General features: G+C 40.9%; 22 protein-coding genes and 1 pseudogene. 10 read left to right on the top strand and 13 right to left on the bottom strand.

Features of this window, described 5'->3' with window-relative positions; genetic code table 11:
- Positions 1-2: 2 nt before the first annotated feature.
- The 3 genes from OGM63_RS20810 to OGM63_RS20800 form a co-directional block, all read right to left on the bottom strand.
- Positions 3-266 carry a GUN4 domain-containing protein gene (locus OGM63_RS20810; protein ID WP_263747572.1) on the bottom strand — a complete coding sequence of 88 codons (264 nt, stop codon included), beginning with the start codon at positions 264-266 and terminating at the stop codon, positions 3-5.
- The gene (locus OGM63_RS20805) at positions 194-367 is read right to left on the bottom strand and encodes a hypothetical protein (protein ID WP_263747574.1); all 174 of its coding nucleotides are present in this window, start codon (positions 365-367) and stop codon (positions 194-196) included. Before OGM63_RS20805 ends, OGM63_RS20810 begins: the two co-directional genes overlap by 73 nt.
- Before the next feature lie 361 nt (positions 368-728).
- Complete coding sequence (locus tag OGM63_RS20800) at positions 729-1,361, bottom strand: restriction endonuclease subunit R (protein ID WP_263747560.1); 633 nt, start codon at positions 1,359-1,361, stop codon at positions 729-731.
- Positions 1,362-1,371: 10 nt separating this feature from the next.
- Here OGM63_RS20800 and OGM63_RS20795 point away from each other — a divergent pair, with 10 nt between their 5' ends.
- From OGM63_RS20795 to OGM63_RS20755, 9 genes are all read left to right on the top strand, one after another.
- Positions 1,372-1,518: a DUF1308 domain-containing protein gene (locus tag OGM63_RS20795; protein WP_263747559.1), complete on the top strand. Its 147-nt coding sequence runs from the start codon at positions 1,372-1,374 to the stop codon at positions 1,516-1,518.
- Between the two features lie 2 nt (positions 1,519-1,520).
- Positions 1,521-1,814: a DUF3349 domain-containing protein gene (locus OGM63_RS20790; RefSeq protein ID WP_263747558.1), complete on the top strand. Its 294-nt coding sequence runs from the start codon at positions 1,521-1,523 to the stop codon at positions 1,812-1,814.
- A gap of 97 nt (positions 1,815-1,911) precedes the next feature.
- The gene (gene der / locus OGM63_RS20785) at positions 1,912-3,276 is read left to right on the top strand and encodes a ribosome biogenesis GTPase Der (protein ID WP_263747557.1); all 1,365 of its coding nucleotides are present in this window, start codon (positions 1,912-1,914) and stop codon (positions 3,274-3,276) included.
- Between the two features lie 251 nt (positions 3,277-3,527).
- Positions 3,528-4,457, top strand: coding sequence for an energy-coupling factor transporter transmembrane component T family protein (locus OGM63_RS20780; RefSeq protein WP_263747571.1), 930 nt, complete (start codon positions 3,528-3,530; stop codon positions 4,455-4,457).
- A gap of 515 nt (positions 4,458-4,972) precedes the next feature.
- Positions 4,973-5,251 carry a transcriptional coactivator PipX gene (gene pipX / locus OGM63_RS20775; protein ID WP_263747556.1) on the top strand — a complete coding sequence of 93 codons (279 nt, stop codon included), beginning with the start codon at positions 4,973-4,975 and terminating at the stop codon, positions 5,249-5,251.
- Positions 5,248-5,913 carry a YggS family pyridoxal phosphate-dependent enzyme gene (locus OGM63_RS20770; protein WP_263747555.1) on the top strand — a complete coding sequence of 222 codons (666 nt, stop codon included), beginning with the start codon at positions 5,248-5,250 and terminating at the stop codon, positions 5,911-5,913. Before pipX ends, OGM63_RS20770 begins: the two co-directional genes overlap by 4 nt.
- A gap of 576 nt (positions 5,914-6,489) precedes the next feature.
- On the top strand, positions 6,490-7,080 hold the full coding sequence (locus OGM63_RS20765; RefSeq protein ID WP_263747554.1) for a cell division protein SepF: 591 nt from the start codon (positions 6,490-6,492) through the stop codon (positions 7,078-7,080).
- A 135-nt stretch (positions 7,081-7,215) separates the two neighbouring features.
- Positions 7,216-8,028: a pyrroline-5-carboxylate reductase gene (gene proC, locus OGM63_RS20760; RefSeq protein WP_263747553.1), complete on the top strand. Its 813-nt coding sequence runs from the start codon at positions 7,216-7,218 to the stop codon at positions 8,026-8,028.
- A gap of 176 nt (positions 8,029-8,204) precedes the next feature.
- Positions 8,205-10,877, top strand: coding sequence for a DEAD/DEAH box helicase (locus tag OGM63_RS20755; RefSeq protein WP_263747552.1), 2,673 nt, complete (start codon positions 8,205-8,207; stop codon positions 10,875-10,877).
- Positions 10,878-10,993: 116 nt separating this feature from the next.
- Here OGM63_RS20755 and OGM63_RS20750 read toward each other — a convergent pair whose 3' ends face one another.
- The gene (locus OGM63_RS20750) at positions 10,994-11,350 is read right to left on the bottom strand and encodes a hypothetical protein (protein WP_263747551.1); all 357 of its coding nucleotides are present in this window, start codon (positions 11,348-11,350) and stop codon (positions 10,994-10,996) included.
- Positions 11,351-11,707: 357 nt separating this feature from the next.
- The gene (locus tag OGM63_RS20745; protein ID WP_263747550.1) at positions 11,708-13,039 is read right to left on the bottom strand and encodes an Nramp family divalent metal transporter; all 1,332 of its coding nucleotides are present in this window, start codon (positions 13,037-13,039) and stop codon (positions 11,708-11,710) included.
- A 361-nt stretch (positions 13,040-13,400) separates the two neighbouring features.
- On the opposite strand from OGM63_RS20745, the pseudogene OGM63_RS20740 reads away from it, so the two are divergent.
- Positions 13,401-14,096, top strand: a pseudogene (locus OGM63_RS20740) (HAD-IC family P-type ATPase); the annotation flags it as partial.
- Positions 14,097-14,098: 2 nt separating this feature from the next.
- Here OGM63_RS20740 and OGM63_RS20735 read toward each other — a convergent pair.
- The 8 genes from OGM63_RS20735 to OGM63_RS20700 all read right to left on the bottom strand — a co-directional run.
- A complete protein-coding gene (locus OGM63_RS20735) occupies positions 14,099-15,625 on the bottom strand; it encodes a GH3 family acyl-acid amido synthetase (RefSeq protein ID WP_263747549.1) in 1,527 nt (508 codons plus the stop codon).
- Between the two features lie 64 nt (positions 15,626-15,689).
- Positions 15,690-16,229 (bottom strand): LbetaH domain-containing protein, encoded by a 540-nt coding sequence (locus OGM63_RS20730; RefSeq protein WP_263747548.1) that lies wholly within the window; start codon positions 16,227-16,229, stop codon positions 15,690-15,692.
- Between the two features lie 361 nt (positions 16,230-16,590).
- Positions 16,591-17,316, bottom strand: a complete 726-nt coding sequence (locus tag OGM63_RS20725) for a sterol desaturase family protein (RefSeq protein ID WP_263747547.1) — start codon at positions 17,314-17,316, stop codon at positions 16,591-16,593.
- 120 nt (positions 17,317-17,436) lie between these two features.
- Entirely contained in the window at positions 17,437-18,459 is a 1,023-nt protein-coding gene (locus OGM63_RS20720) for an aromatic ring-hydroxylating dioxygenase subunit alpha (RefSeq protein ID WP_263747546.1), read from the bottom strand.
- Between the two features lie 2 nt (positions 18,460-18,461).
- Positions 18,462-18,755, bottom strand: coding sequence for a 2Fe-2S iron-sulfur cluster binding domain-containing protein (locus OGM63_RS20715; protein ID WP_263747545.1), 294 nt, complete (start codon positions 18,753-18,755; stop codon positions 18,462-18,464).
- Between the two features lie 65 nt (positions 18,756-18,820).
- A complete protein-coding gene (locus OGM63_RS20710) occupies positions 18,821-19,819 on the bottom strand; it encodes a Rieske 2Fe-2S domain-containing protein (RefSeq protein WP_263747544.1) in 999 nt (332 codons plus the stop codon).
- Between the two features lie 240 nt (positions 19,820-20,059).
- On the bottom strand, positions 20,060-21,253 hold the full coding sequence (locus OGM63_RS20705; protein ID WP_263747543.1) for a P-aminobenzoate N-oxygenase AurF: 1,194 nt from the start codon (positions 21,251-21,253) through the stop codon (positions 20,060-20,062).
- Positions 21,254-21,366: 113 nt separating this feature from the next.
- Positions 21,367-22,217, bottom strand: an 851-nt coding sequence (locus tag OGM63_RS20700; protein ID WP_263747542.1) for a ferritin-like domain-containing protein, incomplete at its 5' end; no start/stop codon positions are given.

The raw sequence follows: 22,217 nt of genomic DNA, 5'->3' as shown, positions 1-22,217 counted from the left end.
GATTAACTTATATTACAGATTTCAAGCCTCAACGCGATCAAGCCAACCTCAACCCCACCTCGCCATTCGTCCCATAGTCGGGGGAGATGTCCTTCTGGAGCATTTTGGTTAAAGTTTATTTGAGAATAATAAGACCATTCTCTAGAAGTCCAAGTAGCGAACAAAATCTGATGATGTCTTGTTGTTCGCCATCCTACACGTTCCCCAAAATTAAACCAAGTTTTTTCATTAAATACACCTGGTTTCCCTCCAAGGCTTTGCCAAATGTGCTTCTGCACACTAAATCCAAAATGCCCTTTGCTATATGTTGAGCGATCGCTTTGGCTTGATGTTCAGAATAGCAAGCATTCAGCAATACAGACTCCACCCGACGATCCCCGAACAATTCAAATAATCCAGCTAGCGCTTGTGGAACAACTTAGCTTCTCTCGTCCTGTCTCATCCTCAAAAACTAAACCTTCTTCTAAATTTCTTGTATTGTCTCAGTATATACTTATTCCGGAATTGTTATTTGCGGAGTATCATCAGTACACATCGACCGAATTTAATTATGCGTTGCCCGAAACCCTTGATTAGACGTAGCACAGAATAGTCTCTACATTCATTTTAAAATAGGTTGTCCAGTGACGATCCAGATTGTTTCTTCGTTCTGCATATACGTAAAAATTGCCAAATATTTCTGATATAACTACATACTAGAAAGTCTGAGTTTCGGTAAAAAAGCCATATTAACCATTAATCACTAATTGACTGAGACGTTTAAGTATTCTGAAAACGTTATATAAATCATTTCCAGGGTTGCGAATTGCAAACAACTTTGATGTCGCATACTGTACAATTTCGCCTTTAACTAATTTGATGAAAATGAAGCTACCGCCTGTAGTAATCATACCAAAGCTAGGTTTTTCAGGATGAGGATTTGCTAGCATATAAGCGAGAATTTGCGCTAATCCTTCTTCAATTGAGTAAGATGCTCTTTTGGATTCAATGACCATCACCCAAAATTGGTCTTTTAAAATTAAAGTGTCAATTCTTCCTTTGACAATTACACCTTCATCTTCTGTGACAATATCAATAGATTCCTCTGATTTTACATAAAAAGGATTTAAGTAGAAGTCGGCAATAAACAAAATGGGATCAAGTACCGCCATTTTGACGACATCTTCAAGCATTGGTGGGTAATTCAGAACATTGATGAAACCTGCTTTTACTTTGTTTAAAAGCTGTTTATGTAAATCAGTTATTTCTGGGAGATTATCTTGCCACTCGCGGAAGAATTGGTCATTTTCAACTAGCTGAATCCCAAATCTATCGATTAAGTAGCGTAAGTCTATATCTTTTGCTTGGATTATTTGCGTCATAGTATTAAGTGTGAACGATATTATTATTTTAGGAACAGGCGATCGCTTGGGCATTTTCACTACTACAGCCGATGCTAAAGCTGTCAGAGCAGCAAGCGCTCAAGGTGTGGATTTTAATGTTTACATACATTCACCTTGTCCTTTAACAGGTAATTAATTATGCAAGTAAGTATTGCACCTCATCTACAAAGCACCTATCATTTGATTAAATGTGCCTTCCCCAATGGGATAGAATCACAAGCCTATTTGCCGCTGTTGGCATTACTTTATGATGAAATGTCGGATCGAAATTTAGCAGAAGTTCTAGCTTGTTACACTGGTAAAGATTATGGGGTTGTCTTGAGTGATGTGTATCGGATAAAGTCAACTGATATACCGATCGCTGAAGCAATTACCAAGGTTAAACAGCGTCTGTTAGCTTGTGGTTACGAAGAGTGGCTTGAGGAAGGGTGAGGGAAATTTTCAGACTTATCGCGATCGCCTACCTCCACCAACTAAACTGCACCCGAACTCGCTACAATAGGAATTTGCAGTATTCTGCATCCCATAGATGAAGTTACCTATTGTTGCAATTATCGGACGCCCGAATGTGGGCAAATCCACCCTGGTCAATCGTTTGGCTGGACAACAGTCAGCGATTGTTCACGATGAACCAGGAGTGACACGCGATCGCACTTATCTACCAGCTTACTGGAGCGATCGCGAATATCTCGTAGTCGATACTGGTGGTTTAGTATTTAACGATCAAACAGAATTTTTACCCCTGATTCTCCAACAAGCAACTTTGGCACTCTCAGAAGCAAGTGCCGCGATCTTTATTGTTGATGGTCAAGGTGGATTAACATCGGCTGATGAGGAAATTGCTGAGTGGTTACGTCACCAACCTGTACCCGTTTTGGTTGCTGTAAATAAATGTGAATCCCCAGATCAAGGTTTAGTTCAAGCTTCAGAATTTTGGCAATTAGGATTAGGTGAACCATTCCCCGTATCTGGTATTCATGGTAACGGTACAGGTGAATTACTCGATGAGTTAATTAACCATCTACCAATAGTCGAAAATATACCACACAATAATGAAATAAATGTGGCAATTATCGGTCGTCCAAATGTCGGTAAATCAAGCTTATTGAATGCTTTCGTCGGTGAAGAAAGAGCGATCGTCAGTCCTATTTCGGGCACAACCCGCGATGCAATTGATACCGTGGTAGAACGAGACGGACAAACCTACCGCTTAATTGACACTGCTGGAATTAGAAAAAAGAAACACATTGAATACGGTACAGAATTCTTTAGCATCAACCGCGCATTTAAAGCGATTCGCCGCGCCGATGTGGTTCTATTAATAATAGATGCCGTAGATGGTGTCACCGAGCAAGACCAAAAATTAGCTGGGCGAATTATTGAAGAAGGTCGAGCTTGTATTGTTGTCGTTAATAAGTGGGATGTTGTGGAAAAAGACTCTTACACCATCTACGATCACGAAAAACTTTTACAACAAAACCTGCATTTCACCGATTGGGCAGAAACAATTTTTGTCAGTGCCGTCACCGGACAGCGCGTAGAAAAGATTTTAGAATTGGTGAACACCGCAGCCGAATCGCATAAACGTCGCGTCAGCACATCGGTAATTAACGAAGTCTTGGAAGAAGCAGTTAGCTGGCATTCGCCCCCAGCTTCACGCGGCGGACGCCAAGGTAAGATTTATTATGGCACGCAAGTCACCAGCCAACCCCCGACAATAGCGCTGTTTGTCAATGAGGCAAAACGCTTCAATGAAAACTACCGGCGTTACATTGAGGGACAATTCCGGAAACAATTAGGATTTAAAGGCACACCGATTCGTTTATTGTGGCGGAGTAAGAAAGTGCGTGACATGGAAAGTGGTAATGTCAATAGAGCAACTCGCGTCAAATAGAGTTATGAGTTATGAGTTATGAGTTATAAATTGTGGAGTATTTTAATTTCCAACTCCTAACTCCTCACTCCTGACTCCTCACTTGATATATGAGTTATGAGTTATGAGTTATAAATTGTGGAGTATTTTAATTTCCAACTCCTAACTCCTCACTCCTCACTTGATATATGAGTTATGAGTTATGAGTTATAAATTGTGGAGTATTTTAATTTCCAACTCCTAAATCCTCACTCCTCACTCCTCACTTGATAATGGATTTACTGCGATCGCTTCCAATTGGTCTTTACCTCGAACAACCGATAACTTGGCTGCATAAACTCGATCCGCGTGTCAAGTTTTTCTGGTTGATGAGCTTTTTAACTACGTATATATACGCGAAAAACGAGTGGCGGGTATTACTGGTATTAATTTTAATTGTCGCTACCCTCATAGCCAAAATTCCTGTGCGAGTATGGCAACAGCAAATGGGTTGGTTGTTGACAGTCTCTTTTCTTGTACTTTTAATTGCCGCTATCAGTCCCGATGGACTGGGTATAAATTATCAACCGCGTCTTCCCACTGTCGAGAGTTCACAATTAAACAAAGCGAAGTCAGAACAAGCACAAAGCTCAAAAAAGCAAGTTAAGAATCCTAAAGAATATAGTTACGTAGTTCTGGAAGCCGGAGCATTAAAAGTCACTCGTCGCTCTTTAGATTTGGCAGTCAGCTTGAGTGCAATGTTATTTACTTTAATTTACAGCACCAACTTGTATCTGCTGACAACCGCACCCGAAGAAATCACCGCAGCTATAGAAAGCTTAATGCAACCCCTAAGACGGTTGAAAGTGCCTGTCACCGAATTGACTTTGACTTTAACTTTGTCGTTGCGGTTTATCCCCCTAGTTTTAGAAGAAGTGCAAAATTTAATTCGCTCTGTGATGACAAGAGCAATAAATTGGAAAAAGCTAGGATTGAAAGGAAGCGTTAAACTTTGGCTGCTGGTAGCAGAAAGACTGTTAGAGAATTTGCTATTACGGGCAGAACAAATGGCTAGTGCAATGATGGTGCGGGGCTTTACCAGTCCTAACGAACATCGCGTACAATGGCACGAATTACGGCTTAAAACTCGTGATTGGGTAGCGATCGCAACTTTAGTTTTATTTTGGGTAGTGCGGTTAGCTGTTGGAAGTGAGGTTTCTTAAACCATAGGATCAAGCCTTGGTATTAGCGATCGCTCTAGGAACGAAAATTGCACCGATTCCGAGATATTCGCAAATTTCTTTGATCACAAGGATTCCCGAATCGCTACTTTACTTGAAAGTCCTTACCCAAATAAAAGCGATCGCACTCCCATTGATTTGATAATCAGAAGTTTCAGGTGGATTCTTGGCAATTTTGCACACGCAAGGGGCAGCAATTATGGCAGCATGGGAGAGGGTAGGGACTGTTTTGTGCCTTGTTCCCAATCGCAATTGAGTCTAGCCACAACAATGCTTATACTTTAAACCGTACCGCACTGCTGCAAGTCAAGTACTACTTTTATTCTCCAAAAGCCCACTCTTGAACTACATCAATGTCTTAATAAACCCTCATAGACATCAAAAGTTGGTTGTATGCTCGCATTTTGAGCAAATATTCTGTCCAGATAAAGTTATTATCGTTTGAATGTTTGTATTTCATGGCGAGAAGATATATGTACTTATACCTTCACTATTAAATGAACTCAGAAAACTCGGAAACTTACATAAATCATCCAACTTGGGGTTTGCTCTACAGAATCTGTATGGTTGATGAAAACCAAGAGATGTTTACTACACTGTACGCTCAACGCTTATTTTTTTTGGTGGGAACAGACGGTAAAGGAATCAAATTTCAGTCTATAGGACGTACCGAAGCCCGAATGATGCTGGAAAGTCGCTTGCGAACCCTGCGTCGCACTGGAAACTCTCAGGAGTACGAGCAGCTTCAGGGTGTTTTCCAACGCACCTTCCAATGAGTAGTTCGATTAACGAACGTATTACCACAATCCGCTCCTCACTTCCGGATTCAGTTCGGTTGATTGCTGTCACCAAGCAAGTTTCTACCGAAGTAATGCGTTCTGCTTATGCCGCAGGTGTACGCGATTTTGCTGAGAGTCGCATTCAAGAAGCTACCAGCAAACAAGTTGAATTACAAGACTTAACAGATATCACCTGGCACTTTATTGGACATTTGCAAAGCAATAAAGCCAAAAAAGCGCTTTCCCAATTCACTTGGATTCACTCTGTAGATAATTTACAACTGGTGCAGCGTCTAAATCAATTAGGGCTAGAGTTAGGGGTGAGTCCCCAAGTTTGTCTACAGGTGAAAATTCTTTTTGATCTCAACAAATCTGGTTGGAGTGCACCACAATTATTAGCTGACTTACCAGCACTCAATCAATGCAAAAATTTGAAAATACAGGGTTTGATGACAATCCCTCCTGCTGGATTGGATGATGCAGAAACAATTTCTGTATTTAATCGTACCCGCGAGCTAGCTGAAGAAATCGAGAGACAAAACTGGTCAAATATAAAAATGCAGCAGCTTTCGATGGGGATGTCTGGCGACTATCAACTGGCAGTGCAGGCGGGTGCAACAATGGTAAGATTGGGAACGATATTGTTTGGCGATCGCTAATAGACATCTCCAAAGTCATATGTAGAGACGCGAAATTTCGCGTCTCTACAAGGATTTCGGGCAACGCATAATTAATTTCTGGCGATCGCTAATAGTAAAATATTCACATTACCAGCGACTAGGGGCAGTGCTACCTCTAAATAGAGAATTTTTTGAACCAGCTGGTTTGTCTAGGTAACAAAAGATATAGTATGAACAAAAGCAAATAAAAATTAAAATATGGGTAACAAAAAGTTTTTTTCGGACAACTATTAGTATATAATTTTGACTCATTATTGCAACTCGTCAAGGTCAACTGAAGGCTCAAATATGAAGGATAAAATACCTCATTCATCAACAAATGGGGCTTGAACTAAGAAAAAATTTTTTACATTGGCGTCTAATTAGACATGCCCCGTAAAAAATGGCACATTAGTTTGCATTTTTTATACTGAAAGTTATGACCAGAGCCTGTAATCGATGCTACAAAGAGCGAGAGAATTGCATATCTGTCAGTTCTTTGTAACCATGAAAGTTGAGTGAATCAATTAACTTTTGTCACATCAGTAAAGATGGTTAATTCTTGGAGCGTAAACAATGAACAATATATTTTCCAAACTTAGAGACTTCGTTGGTCTGAATGAGCAAGTCGAATATGAGTACTACGAAGAAGAACCAAATACACAAAGTTATCAAAATATATATGAACAAAACGTCACTCCCGCAGCACCACAAGAGCAAAGCCAACAAAATCGACGTTGGCGCGAACCCATGTCTACAATGGAAACTGATGTAACAACAAGTTCAAAGCCTATGAGTAATGTTATTGGGATGCCAGGAGCCATAAATGGAATTTCGGAAGTATTGGTGCTAGAACCACGCACCTTTGAGGAAATGCCCCAGGCAATTCAAGCATTGCGAGAACGGAAATCCATAGTGTTAAATTTGACAATTATGGATCCGGATCAAGCACAACGCGCAGTAGATTTTGTTGCAGGTGGAACTTACGCACTCGACGGACATCAAGAGCGCATCGGTGAAAGTATATTTTTGTTTACGCCAAGCTGTGTACAAGTTAGCACTCATGGTGGCGTACTTCACGAAGTACCCCAACCCCCAGTTCGTCCCGCACGTCCTACAGGTGCAACTCCCAGTTGGGGAAATGAAGCCAATCGGATGGCACAATAAGATTAGTCCAAAGTCAACAAGAGTACCAGTTGCGTGGAAAGGCAGAGCCTCTTTGAGCAATAGGAGCGTTCAAAAGTCCAGAGTTGATAGTTTTTGACTCTTGACTATTGACTAGTGACCTTTGACTATTAACGAATGACTATTAAATTTGGCTTAATTGGTGGTGGGGTAATGGGAGAAGCGCTGTTATCCCGCCTTATTGTGAGAGGTCTTTATCAAGCATCAGAAATCATAGTCAGCGAACCCCAAGTTTCACGGAGGAGCTATTTAGAGCAGCAATATGCTGTAACTGTGACACCAGATAATCGCCTGGTTTTCACTTCGGCAACAGAAGTTGTATTTTTAGCAGTGAAACCGCAGGTATTCAGCGCGATCGCTCAAGAACTAGCAGATGTCATCGGTACAAATTCCTCACCGCTGGTAATTTCTATCTTGGCAGGTGTGCCCCTGGTGAAGCTAGAAGCCGGATTTCCCCAGTTACCAGTAATTAGGGCAATGCCCAATACCCCAGCAACTGTGGGAGCGGGAATTACCGCAATTTGCTTAGGTGCATATACACATGCGAAACATTATAAAAAAGCACAGGAAATCTTTGCCGCAGTCGGAGAAGTTGTGGAAGTTCCCGAAAACCTGCTAGACGCAGTAACAGGACTTTCCGGTAGTGGTCCGGCTTATGTAGCGTTGATGGTAGAAGCATTAGCTGATGGTGGAGTAGCCGCAGGTTTACCCAGAGCGATCGCCTATCAATTAGCCCTCTCTACCGTACTGGGAACCGCAACACTGCTGCATGAAACAAAATTACACCCAGCAGAACTCAAAGACCGCGTTACCAGTCCTGGTGGGACAACAATCGCCGGCATTGCTCAACTAGAAAAAGCTGGTTTTCGTTCAGCTTTAATTGAAGCTGTCATTGCTGCCACAGCGCGATCGCTTGAATTGGGGAAGTAGACTAGGGAGTTAGGAGTTAAGAGTTAGGAGTTAAGAGTTAGGAGTTAAGAGTTAGGAGTTAAGAGTTAGGAGTTAAGAGTTAGGAGTTTTAATTCCTAACTCCTCACTCCTAACTTATAAAAGTTGACAAAATAGCCGTTAATATAGTAAACAGACTGGTTGCAAATGTCCCATACGTGAATTATCCTGCGCTGTCTTCAGAACTTGACCCGCATACGATATTTCCCTTTGAGTTGGATCAATTTCAGAAGGATGCGATCGCCTCGCTGAACGCTGGAAGCTCCGTTGTTGTCTGTGCGCCCACCGGCAGCGGCAAAACTTTAATCGGGGAATACGCCATTTATCGCGCTTTATCGCGGGGGAAACGTGTATTTTACACGACACCTCTAAAGGCGCTATCAAATCAAAAGTTACGTGATTTTCGTTCCAAATTCGGTTTTGATCTCGTCGGACTGTTAACTGGCGATACCTCTGTCAACAGAGATGCGCCAATTGTAGTTATGACTACAGAAATTTTCCGAAATATGCTTTATGGCACACCCATAGGGCAAGTCGGCACCTCATTAGTAGACGTTGAGGTGGTGGTGCTGGATGAGTGCCACTACATGAACGACCGTCAACGGGGCACCGTTTGGGAAGAATCGATTATTTATTGCCCCGGTGAAGTTCAACTGGTAGCCCTTTCCGCCACAGTTGCTAACAGTGACCAACTCACCGACTGGCTAAATCAAGTTCACGGTCCAACTGACCTGATTTACTCAGATTTTCGCCCAGTCCCCTTAGAATTTAACTTTGGCAATCCCAAGGGGCTGTTTCCCTTGTTGAATGAAAGCAAAAATAAAATTAACCCCCGCTTAGTTAAGAGAGGAAAAAGCAGATCGCCAGATAGAGGTAGAGCTGGTAGACCAGAAGCTCCCAGCATAGAATACACCCTGAGCCAGCTACAGCAAAGGGATATGCTACCAGCAATTTACTTTATCTTCAGCCGCCGGGGATGTGATAAAGCCGTGGCTGAGGTCGGTGATTTGTGGCTGGTGAATAATGACGAGTCACAGGTGTTGCGGCGGCAAATTGACGATTTTTTAACTCGCAATCCCGAAGCCGGACGTTCTGGACAAATTGCCCCTTTATACAGGGGAGTTGCCGCACACCATGCGGGTATTTTACCCGCGTGGAAAGTTTTGGTAGAAGAACTTTTTCAGCAAGGACTGATTAAGGTAGTCTTTGCTACCGAGACCTTGGCAGCGGGAATTAATATGCCAGCCCGGACAACTGTGATTTCCACCCTTTCCAAGCGTACCGACAGCGGACACCGTTTGTTAAACGCTTCCGAATTTCTGCAAATGGCGGGAAGAGCCGGACGCCGAGGGATGGACAAGCAAGGTTATGTAGTGACGTTGCAAACTCCCTTTGAAGGAGCCAAAGAAGGGGCCTATCTGGCAACATCTAAACCTGACCCTTTGGTGAGCCAATTTACACCAAGTTACGGGATGGTACTGAACTTATTGCAAACTCACACCTTGGAACAAGCCAAGGAACTAATTGAGCGTAGTTTTGGGCAGTACATGGCGACGTTGCATTTAAGACCAGATTATCAGGAGATTGGCGAACTGCAAACAGAATTGGCGCAACTTCAAACGCAAATAGCGGCAGTAGATGAAAAGGAAATTGCTGTTTATGAGAAATTGCGCCAACGGCTAAAAGTAGAACGGCAAGTTTTGAAAACTCTGCAAGAACAAGCTCAGTCAGATCGGCAAGAAGAATTGGGCATGATGTTGAACTTTGCAGTGTCGGGGACGCTTTTAGGTTTGAAGGGGAAGAATATTCCCGTATCTACACCTGTAACAGCTGTGTTGGTGGGGAAAACCCCAGGTTCTGGTCAATCGCCTTACTTGGTATGCTTGGGGCAAGATAACCGCTGGTATGTGGCAACCACTGGGGATGTCGTGGATTTGTATGCGGAACTACCGCGAGTTGAAGTTGAGGCTGATTTGTTACCACCGGCGGAAATGCCTTTAAAACCAGGACCGTCACGCAGGGGGAATGAACAAACAGCAGCGATCGCTTCTCAAATCCCCGATCCGAGCGAGTTTGTGCAGCAACGACCAGAAGTAGCAGAACAACTTAGCCGCACAGCAGCAGTGCAAGAGCAAATAGAACAAAGTCCCATACATCAAGCCGGCAATCTCCCAGCAATTTTTAAACGCAAAGCCCGCTGCGTCGAACTCGAAGCCGAAATTCAACTGATGCAGGAACAAGTTGAGCAACAATCCCAACGTCATTGGGAAGAATTTGTCAACTTAATCGAAATTTTGCAGCACTTTAACGCATTGGTTAACTTAGTCCCAACTCAATTAGGGCAAATCGCTGCCGCTATGCGCGGAGAAAATGAATTGTGGCTGGGTTTGGCACTCTCCAGTGGAGAATTCGATAATTTAGATCCGCACCATTTAGCAGCAGCTGCTGCGGCTTTGGTGACAGAAACTCCGCGTCCGGATAGTAAAGTACACTTCGAGTTGAGTAATGAAGTAGTAGAAGCACTAGGAAAATTGCGGGGAATTCGCCGCCAAATGTTTCAATTACAACGTCGGTATAGCGTGGCGCTGCCTATTTGGTTGGAATTTGAGTTAATTGCCATAATCGAACAATGGGCACTGGGTATGGCGTGGACAGAACTGTGCGAACATACCACTTTAGATGAAGGTGATGTAGTCAGGTTGCTGCGCCGCACTTTAGATTTATTATCGCAGATACCCCACGTCTCTCATCTGCCGGAATCGTTGCGCCGCAATGCTTCTCGCGCAATGCAGCTTATTGACAGGTTCCCGGTTAATGAGGAGGTTGAATAATGGGGAGTGGGGAGTGGGGAGTGGGGAGTTAGGAGTTAGGAGTTAGTAGTGGGGAATGGATAATAATTCTTTTTCTAGTCCCTAGTCCCTAGTCCCTAGTCCCTAGTCCCTAATCCCTAATACACTAAAGGTTGCCCACCTGTGAGAGTACGGAAGGCATTCATGCAGTATGGACAGTCGCAACCAAATAAAGCGATCGCTTGATTGCTTTCTGCTTCCGAAAATTGCAACATGGCAACATTTTTATCAGATTGCTGTACTGAACTAACTTTAACTGGGGTTGTTGTCTGTGAAACCCGCGTACAAACAAAGTTTTTGTATCCAGCATGTGGATGACGTATACATGCTTGACCATCTTTCATACGCAGAACAGGCTGTGCTGCATGTGCCGGGTTAACTACTCCTATGATAGACATCATAGATGCAAAAATAGTCGGGCTGGAAAGCAAACTAAGTATTAATTTTCTGTTCATAAGTTATCAGGGAACATCTTACTGAACGATTACGTTATCCGATTAACTGTTACAGGTCAAGAGAGTATTTATCGGGAATATTTAAGATTTATAATATTTTCTTAACAAATTAAAGCTACGTTTTGTGTATAACACTGGAATGAGACATTCATAACGATAATCATTACCAAAAATGTACCCGTGATATCATGTCCGTTTAATTAACATTAATGAAAACCTACCTACCGTCGTAGAGACGTTCCGGCGGAACGTCTTTACATTGTAGTTCCGGCGGAACGTCTTTACATTGTAAGTAATTTCCAGAAGATGCTGTATCACGAAAAAGCATATTTGGCAAGTGCCCTTTGAGAGATATCATTATTTTGGAAACAGCCAGCCAGAAATAGTTTGCAATAGCAGCCAAACATTTAAACTGCCGATCGCTACAGCTACTAACCACGATAAAATCTTCAGCCATAAAGGATTGACAAACTCACCCATCAATCGGTGATTACTCGTAAACATCACCAACGGCACCACCGCAAACGATAGCTGTAAACTCAACACCACTTGACTGAAAATTAGTAAGCTACCTGTACTTTTTTCTCCCAAAATCATAATTGAAATCAGTGCTGGCACAATCGCAATTAGTCTAGTTGTTAACCGACGTAACCAAGGTTTAAAACGCAGATTTAAAAAGCCTTCCATGACAATTTGCCCAGCTATTGTCGCTGTCAGCGTTGAACTTTGCCCGGAAGCTAGTAATGCCAAACCAAAAATTGCGCTAGCAGCATTCACACCCAATAAGGGAGAAAGTAATTTATAAGCATCTTGGATTTCTGCCACATCCTGATGACCAGAAAAATGAAATGTGGCAGCAGAAACAATCAAAATTGCTGAATTAATAAATAATGCAAAACACAAAGCGACTGTTGAATCGATTGTGCAGAACTTAATAGCTTCCCATTTCTTCTCAGTAGTTGGTTCCCAATCGCGTGTCTGCACAATTGATGAGTGCAAATATAAATTGTGTGGCATCACAGTTGCCCCCAAAATGCCAATGGCAATGTAAAGCATTTCTGGGTTCTGCACAATTTCTATTTTGGGAACATAACCTAATAAAATTCCCCCCAAGTCAGGACGGGAAAATATGATTTCTGCGGTGAAACAGATGCCCACAGTTGCTACTAACATAATTACCAAAGCTTCTGTGTAGCGAAAGCCTTTGTGCTGAAGCAGTAGCAATACAATTACATCCAGCACCGTGATGCACACACCCCAAATTAGGGGAATGCCAAAAAGCAGTTGAAGCGCGATCGCACTTCCGAGAACTTCTGCTAAATCACAAGCAGCGATCGCTATTTCACAAAGTAGCCATAAACACAAGTTTACACGCGGACTAAAATAGTCTCGACAAGTCTGTGCTAAATCTCTCCCCGTCGCTACCCCCAACCGCACACACAGCGATTGCATTAAAATCGCCATCAAGTTGGACACCATGATTACTGTTAGCAGTGCATAACCGAATTTAGCCCCACCAGCCAAGTCAGTTGCCCAGTTACCAGGGTCCATGTATCCCACTGACACTAGATATCCAGGCCCTGCGTAAGCCAGCATCTTGCGCCAGACATTTTTGGTGTTAGGAATTGCGATACTGCGGTGGACTTCAGGCAGGCTGGGCTTCCTGGAGGAATTTTCCGGAAAGGGCATCGTTTAGGCTCTTTGGCTATTTTTATCATAATTATCTCATTATTTTTCTAACTGAGATGATAAATCTTAATATTTCCGAAAAAGTAGTGGCAACTTCTTATTAAACCTAAATTTTCTCATTGATAGAGATTATCGTTCTTAAATTACAGAATTGTAAAAACTTATTTCTTGTATTATATTTGAACAGGCGCTCATATATTAAACAACTTAGCTATCCTCAACAGAAATGAAGCATAAAATACATTACGATTCCGGCTGTTGCAGTTGTAGTCATGATGATTCTGTTGACCATCATGAAAATCATAATCATAGTCATGGTGATAATCATAACCATGACCACAGTGAAGGATTTAACTTGAAAAATGGAATTAGAGCCAATATTGAGAATAAGATAGTCATAGCGGGAAGCGATCGCTTATTACATAAACAAAAAATTGCTCACGATAACTGCCAGGTAGATGGAACAGTTATTCATTTAGCAGTAGATAATGTTTACGCTGGATATATTGTAATTGCAGATGAGTTGAAGGAAGATGCGAGACAGGCTATTCAAGCACTCAAACGAATGGGTGTGGAGAAAACAGTAATGTTAACGGGAGATAATCAGGCGATCGCATCCTATGTTTCTCAACAGCTTGGTATAGATTCCTACGTTGCTGAGTTATTACCTGAAGAAAAAGTTAGTGCTATTGAAAAGTTACTCAGCGACCCTAAAAAACATGGTAAAATAGCATTTGTTGGAGATGGAATTAATGACGCACCAGTCATTGCTAGGGCTGATGTTGGTATAGCAATGGGTGGTTTAGGCTCAGATGCGGCGATAGAAACTGCCGATATTGTTATCATGACAGATGCACCATCAAAAGTAGCCCAAGCAATACAAATTGCCAGAAAAACTCACCAAATTGTCTGGCAAAATATCGGTTTTGCTTTAGCCATCAAAGCTGTATTTATCGGGTTGGGTATTTTCGGTGTAGCGACGATGTGGGAAGCTGTTTTTGCAGACGTCGGTGTGGCTATCCTTGCCATTTTTAACGCAACTAGAATTATGAAATAATCTTATTTACACTCATCGTTTCTTTCTCCAATGAGCGCAAGTAGTTCTGATTCGATGGGTGTAGTTGAGAGAATATCGTGTTTTAAGTCACCCCATTTTTTACCCGATCGCGTTTTATATAAAGCGACAATTTCTGGTATCTGGGAAGATACCAATACTCGCACCGGTTGAAGTTGATTTAGAAGCCTTGCATGACGATATTGAGGAGATTGTTGCAATGCATCATCTAATTGTTGAGCGAGTTCTTGGGGATTTACATTCGTTTGATCTAGTAACAAAATGTAATGTTGCGGCTCCTTGACGGGTACTAAACTTTTAAAGGATGTCCCTTGTAACGGTAAGGAATCAAGAACTTGACGGACAAATTCAGAATGTAGTTTCTCACCAACTAAATCGCTGATTTCTTGAGTGCGTCCGAGAAATTGCAAACAAGGTGTATTTAAATAGAAATGGGTAACGCGAATGCGATCGCCTATTCGATAACGATATAATCCGCCTTTTTGAGAAATAATTATCTCATAAACTCCGTTTTTTTCCAATTCATGCAAACGGGAAATTTTCCCCGCTTCATCTTCAAATTCAAAGAACACCTCATTCAGCATTGGTACATATCCCTGCGCTTCAATTAACGGGATAGTTAGCGGTGCTTCGGTGGCAAGTAGTCCTTTACCCTGTACTAAAACGTTGGGGAACAATGAACGCAAAAATTCCGCACCATCCGCAGCGTTAGCGCTATCCCAACAAGAGATAAGTTTGAGTTCTTGCCAAAGTTGCGTCCAGGGGATGTCTGTATTTAACAGCATTTTACGGCGTTGGGGTGAAAGGCGATCGCCTATTTCTAATAAAAGTCGTGTACGATTAGTTTGAATATAATCGAGGATAACTTTAATAAAACTCGGACTCCAAATAGAGATAATTTCTAGATTTTCTTCGAGTAAAAGTGTCTGAGAAAGCTGATTTTTAAACTCTTCCGCATCACTAACGCGATTTAGTCCGGGAGGTGAAATTAAAAAAGGGCTGATAAACCACTTTAACCATCCATCTAAATATTCTGAATCATTGTTTAATCCGATTTCATCTTGTTTTTCTCCCAATTGTGGGGAAATGCAAAAGTATATTTTACCTGTAGAAAAGTTTGCCCCATGTACAATTAAATCATGTGCCCAAACACAGAACATTTGATTGAAAGAACTCAGCAAAGATTTAGTGTAAGGAATTAACTTTGCAGCACCGCGACTTCCGGAAGTTTTTTCATAAAAAAGGATTGATTCAGGTGTTAAAAGAGGCTTTTTAGTTTCCTTTTGTTGCAAAATCCACTTTTCAATATCGTCATATGTAACAATAGGTATCTGATGCCAATCAGGAAGAGATTCGATATTTAAAGATTTGCCATATTCACTTTTAACAAAACGTTTAAAAATCTCCTTTTGTACTGCTTGCTGTGAAGCTTGGGGATTTTTCAGTGTATGATGAAATCGATTGGCAGCGGGAGTAAGAAGCTTTGCGAATAACTTGATAATGAAATGCATTTTAAGAGTTTTTACCGCAGATGAACGCAGATAAACGCAGATAAGATTAAGATATTATCCGCGTTTATCCGCGTTCATCTGCGGTTGTAATTATTTCCTTATTTTCGACTAGTTTATTCGGATAAATATGAGTGAAGACAGGAACATAGGTTCCATCTGCAATTGTAACTCCAGGTGCGATGTGATTCCAAGCTCCTAAAAAGACATTGTTGCCTATTTTAACTTTTTTCACATATAGGAGTAAGTCTTGTTTTTTCGGTTTGATGATGTGGGAATAAATGCCGATACCATTACCGAATACTACATTATCGCCGATTTCGATTAACGAGCGATCGCTTATTTCTAACTGCGGTGTCCAATAAACATTTTTACCCACTTTTGCCCCCCACAATCGCAACCACAATGAGAATGCACCAGGGATAAGTCGCAACAGTGTTTCTAATGCGGGAAAGGCAATATATATTACTTGTATTTGGTGACTTCCCCACCAAGGGGAATAATTTTTACTGGCTAAATAACTGATTCCTTCTTTTAAAGGATATAAATATTCGTGTATTTTATATACAAATAATGGAAAGACATATAAAGAAATTAAAAGCGCCATAATACTTAATATTCCTGGATAAAAGCAAATCCAAAGGATTGATGTTGCTGTCAAAAGCATTACTAAAGCAGGAAAAAAAGAGAAAATGGTGCTAAGGGGAGTCATGGAATTTTGAGAATAGCAGACGGTGAATAGTCGTGTATAGCTGAAACTTTAGTACTATGTCTGGAACTGGTACACTCATGTGGTGTTTTTATATTAACTTCCCGCATCACAAATTTGTTGTCCAGTAAAATTAAGTTCCGGAAAAGTCGGAGATATAACCCGCTCATATGAAAATTATATTTAGATTTTTACCTAAATGTGGTGTTTTTTATAAAAGGCGATCGCTCTCTTTAATTAAAACTCAAAAACTCGCAAATTAAAAGGGTAAAAATAGCTTTTGGGTTAAGCTTAACTTCGTTTCTACACCTAAAGAATCTGGTGCTTTATCAAATTCAAAATAAGTCCCATGCATTTTATCCCAAAGCTTGAAATTTGCTCCATAATTACCACAAATACCGCTGCTGGCGTGATGCCAAGCATGATTCTGTGGTAGAATTAAAAAAGGTGATAACCAGCGGTAAAGTAAGGATGTTGGTGTAAGTGTAAAAACACTATGTCTCCACAAATCTAAAGCCGAACTCAAGCTGACACCGGCAAGATACCAGCTAGAATCTTGCAGGAAATAGATAAATAAAGCGTGAACCCACAAGTAAATAATCAGAAAACTTGTCCATAACGTATTGCGAGAAGTTCCCAAAACATCCATTTGTGTAACAGTGTGATGTATCTGATGCACATACCAGAGCCAACGGGTATGAAATAAGCGATGATTCCAGTAGTAGAGATAATCTACAAACACAAAGCTGAAGCAAAATGCCACGATGGGGTGCAGATTTAGAGCAGATTGAAAATTGGGAAGCAAATGCTGATAAAGTTGATATATAACAGTTATTTGTAGGATGGGAATCAAAATTCCCTGAAAAAAGAGATTAATTCCATCCACAAACCAGTCTTCACGCTTCTTTAAGCGAAATAAAGTAAGTTTTTTGTCATTAGTCACAGTCAGCGTCAGCAAAATAACGAAGGCAAAAAAAACTAACATAAAAAAAAACAGTGTCACTTTACACCATTTGCAAGTTAAATTTTATTTATAATATTTATTAGGTTCTACCTGGGAATTAGGAAGTGGCTTTATTTTGCCACTTCTTTTTATGAATATAGTTCATACCCAAAACTTGATTTGCAGAGATTTTTCTGGTAAGTTTCTCGGATCTTCCCCTTGAGCAATTTGATTGCGGATAGATTCGACAAAAATGTGAATGGTATCTGCGGGGGTGTTGGCAAAATTGCTGCCATATTTTTCAATTACTTGCCACTGCATGTTTAAAACGGCGACATCTTGGTGGATAATATATTGAGCAGTCCATTTGACAAAAGGTCGTGCTAATTTGTTCCAAATGCCGTAATTGAAGGTTACATCAGTGTAAACTAAAGTTGAGTCCGCCGCTTCCGGAATCGATTGGCTGGTGATGAAAAGTTTTCTGTGCGTTCCCATATCATACTCAACGCTGGTGATATTCGGCATGTGAAAGCTGTCGATATGACGAATTTCGTAACCTTGAGAGTTGAGGAAGTGTGTAAACCAACCGAGATTTGTTGTTTCGTTACGGTAGGATGCAAATACTGAACCGTTGCGTCTTTCCACCGTCATTTCTAGCTGTGAAGCGTCAGGTGTGCGGAAGACTCCCGGATGAACTGATATGGTGTGGGGAATGTCGATAAAGTTTTCAGCGCAGTTGGTGACATTGTTGCGAAAGCGGTTAATGACACGTACTGTTTCCCATCCTGGTTGTTTATAGCAAGGCATTTTGAAAGGCGCAAATTCTTGACTTGGGTTTTGCGTCAATCGCACATAAACATATCCATCTTGCTCTTGTGTGTCATAACATAACACGCGACGAGCATCGGTAACTTGGAAATTTTCACCTTCAGCAGGTACAGCTACAACTTTGCCGGTTTTGTCGTAAACCCAACCGTGGTAAGGACACTGAATATTACCTGCACAGATTTTACCATGAGACAGACGGCTATTTCTGTGCATACAGCGATCGCGCAAAACAACAGCTTTCCCATCATCACCACGAAACACCACCAACCATTCATCTAAAACTGTGCGTTGCAGTATTGTCTTCAATTTTAATTGCTTGCTTTCACAAACAACATACCAAAAATCCTCAAATCTCACTTTTACCCCGCATAAGTTTTTATTTCTATATCGTTTATTAAATCTATTTGGCAAGCAAGTCTTGCTTGTTGATTTCCCGGTGCAAATATCTCTAAAATTTCCTTTTCTTCCTCACTAGGAGGTGGAATATCCCCTTGGACAAGTACTAGACAAGTTCCACAAATTCCCGTCCGACAGCCAAATAACACAGGAGAATTTTGTACCGTGAGATATTCAGAAAGTTTTTCATGTCTTGACAAACTAATTGGTTGATAATGAGTTTGGGTAAAGTTTATGGTATTGTGTTGTATATTCATTCTTTTATCTCACGCAAAGGCGCAAAGTCGCAAAGAAGATTAAGAAGATTTTAGGAGTGTGTGATTTATAATTTCTTTTTCGACCATACAGAGGGTTGAAGTTGATTTACATAATGCATATATTCAACTAATGGTTTGTCAATGCTAATAATTACATTGGGATTGTAGCGAATGTTGTCATAAATTATGCCATCTTCACCACGTAATAAATAGTAAGCTAATTTTGTTAGTAAAAGCAACATTTGAGTCATAAGCCAACCAAATATACCTTTTCTTTCTTTCGCAACATAAATAGGTTGAATGCGCGTTTTACCTGTTTCTACTGGGGTGTAAGCGTAAATCATGTGTAATGGTGGCAGAATCCGAACTTTTTTCATCATAGTTAAAAGCCCGATACAGCCATCAGCATATCTCATCGTATATTCATAATTTTCTCCGAGAATCTTTTGCCCTATTCGCTCTTTTGTTGTCGTTTTGGGAAATTCACCGCTGAGTGTAAAATCAACTATTGTACGTGATTGATTTTGTTGTAAGGATAAATCCATTTTAATATTTAATTTATGTACGGTTTGCAGATGTTGAGCATCAATGCCATTCATCATGCAAATGTGGTGATGACAGCTTCTCTCAAAAGCTTTGTCGTGTCTTGTCACGAGAGGTTTATCTTTTAGTTCATCAAATTCAACTACTTTATTTGGTGCTTCTTTATCTGGATAAACCCAAATGAAATCATATTTTTCATCAGTTGCATAAGATTGCAGTTTCGCTCGATGGGGAATTGTGGATTGACAAGGAATATCTTGACAGTTTCCCTCACCATCAAATGCCCAATGATGAAAAAAACAGCGGATGAAATTACCATCAACTCGTCCAATTCCTAAATCAGTTCCTAAGTGGGGGCAATAAGCATCTAATGCGCGAATTTTGTCATCTTTTCCGCGAAATATAACGATTTGTTGTCCACAAAGATTTAAAGATTTTGCTTGACCTTTTGGTATTTCTTTGCTCCGACAAGCAATATACCAGCCTTTAGCGATAATATCCCAATTATTGAAGATTTTCATTTTCATAATCGGTTGTGTGTTTTGATTTTGATATTGATTCATTATAAAAAAAGGAAATAATTAATCTGGAAAGGCTTTGTAGTTAGCGCTTTAGCGCTGAATTCATTCATTATAAGATAAGTCAATAATCTGGAAAGGCTTTGTAGTTAGCGCTTCAGCGCTGAATTAATTCATGATAAAAAAAGGAAACAATTAATTTGGAAAGGCTTTGTAGTTAGCGCTTTAGCGCTGAAGCGCTAACTACGAATTAAAATCATGAAACGAGGATGAGAAGGCTTTTTTTTGCGTCTCTAAATATTTGGGAATAGAATTTGATGCCATGAGGCACATTTGTTTATTAGTTTGCCAAACGTAGTTGAGTTGATCGAGGTAAACTTTATAAGATTCCATCGCTTCGGTGTGGGTTTGATAGCTGCGATGTAGTCCTTCTGATTCTTGGGTGAAGCAAAGACGCATGATTTCTTTTGCTTCAATATCGCTCATACTAAAAGATGGCGATCGCAAGACTTGATAAATCGCTGTATACAATGCCGGATCGTACCAAAAAATGCCGTTGATTGCCGCACTAAAGTGATAATGGTCTTTTTGACAACCACGCAAACCTAAGTTAGCGACTAACTTCTCAAATGCTGTCGGTGGTTGCAAACACGAAATCACATCATGGGAGATAATTGTTGAACTGTTAAAATGAAAGCTTTCATCCATGAAGTGATAGTAAGATATCTTTGCCGGGATGGGAGCGTTTTCTGGGTCGGGATGTTTCTGATAAAAATTGCTTAATTTATGCTGTACTAACTTACCGTTGAGTGTTCGCACACCTCGCACAGTGAAGTATTGGCAAGCTAAGAAGGTATTATCTGATGAGAGAAGTCCAAAGGTTTGTAATTGCAGCTTTTTCCACCAACTTTTGAAGGTGTTGGTGTCAGCGAAAATCATCGTTTCGCTAAATGGTCCCCGCATCGGATAGGAGAAGATGTGCTTGCCAAATAATGCGGCTTCTACTTGGTGAGAGACTGTTTGAAAAGCGTGAATATGTGCGCGTTCTTGGGCAGATTCTAAGTCGAGCATGTCACAAACTAGACGAAAATCTTCTTGAGCATAAAGTCCAGCAGCGCTAGTTTGATTAAAGAAGATTGTCGCAATTTCAGCAGAGATAATTTGCGAATAATAAGCTACCCAATAAAGTTGATTTAAGATAACTTTTTGGCTTTGGCTTGCTTGTGACCATACAGGTGTACCGTAAAGTAAAGAGAATTCTTCTGGGTTCCAGTAAACATCTTTGCAATCTTCATATTTAAATGCGGCAGCAGCTTCGTCAAGCAGTTGCGTGTGGTCTTGTTGTTTGTTGCGTGTGTGGTTAATTTGTAGTTTGCGGTAGATTTTTTGATTTTCTAGAAGTGTGTTTTGTTTGGGTTCGTTGAGTGTTGTGTTCATGTTAAATATTAATAAATATAAGAAAACCTAACCCCCTACCCCCTTCCCTTTAAGGGAAGGGGGAATTTTTACTCCCCTCTCCGTTTCAAAGAGGGGTTGGGGGAGAGGTTCTTTCATACACATTTTTCTGGTGGGAAAGGGTGAAATGATTTTTGCTGGTCGAGTTGTTGAAGTATAATTTCTGCATTGGAGTGACTCATAAGCGATCGCAACAATTTCAAACGACTGCCACTGTGAGTTTCTGTATCCAATTCTGTAAAAATCTTTAGTTTCTGTTGACGTGATAAATCACCTTTGATTTTTTCAATTGCAGTTACAACGCTTTGAGGTCCCACTTGCACCATCTGCAAAAATGATGCTAGTGTCTCGATTATCGTTTGTTGGCTTGATGGTGTCACGCACGTTCGGTCAAATAGCGTTACCCCTGTAGCATGGTGACGGCTTTCATCTTCCAAAAACGAATGTAACATCAAACTTAAATTTTTATCTACACAGTCCTTCGCTAGACTGCGATAATGGCTTAAACCCCAACCCTCAAGGACTACTTGTAGCACGAACAGCAGCACCGCTTTATCTTGACTTTCGATCAAGTCTGCTAAAAAGCGTAGGAAAAATTTATCTGTTCCTACAGGTTCGGGAGTCGGCAGAAAGCGGCTAATCTGGGCAAAGTGACTAGCTTCATCACCACAAAAAAGAGCGTAAAGCATCCTTTCCTCTGTCGTTTCTGCTAGCAACACCATTTTTGCCATGTAACCCATACCCGCTTTCTCAATAAAGTAGGATTCTTCTAGCAGTCCGCAGCTACAAAGTTGTAAAATTTCAGCTTGCTCGTTTGGAGTTGCATCGGTAAAGATTTTTACATTATGTAAGTTGAAGTGGGTAGCGTCCCAGTAGGGTCCGGGGGGGAGAGGGGGGGGGTGGTGGACAAGTGGACAAGGGGACAAGGGGACAAGGGGACAAGGAG

It is taken from the genome of Plectonema radiosum NIES-515, from assembly GCF_025753815.1.
In the GTDB taxonomy this organism is placed as follows: Bacteria; Cyanobacteriota; Cyanobacteriia; order Cyanobacteriales; family Nostocaceae; genus Hassallia; species Hassallia radiosum_A.
Note: the sequence above shows the minus strand (reverse complement) of the source record. Positions and strands in the feature narration are given on the sequence as shown.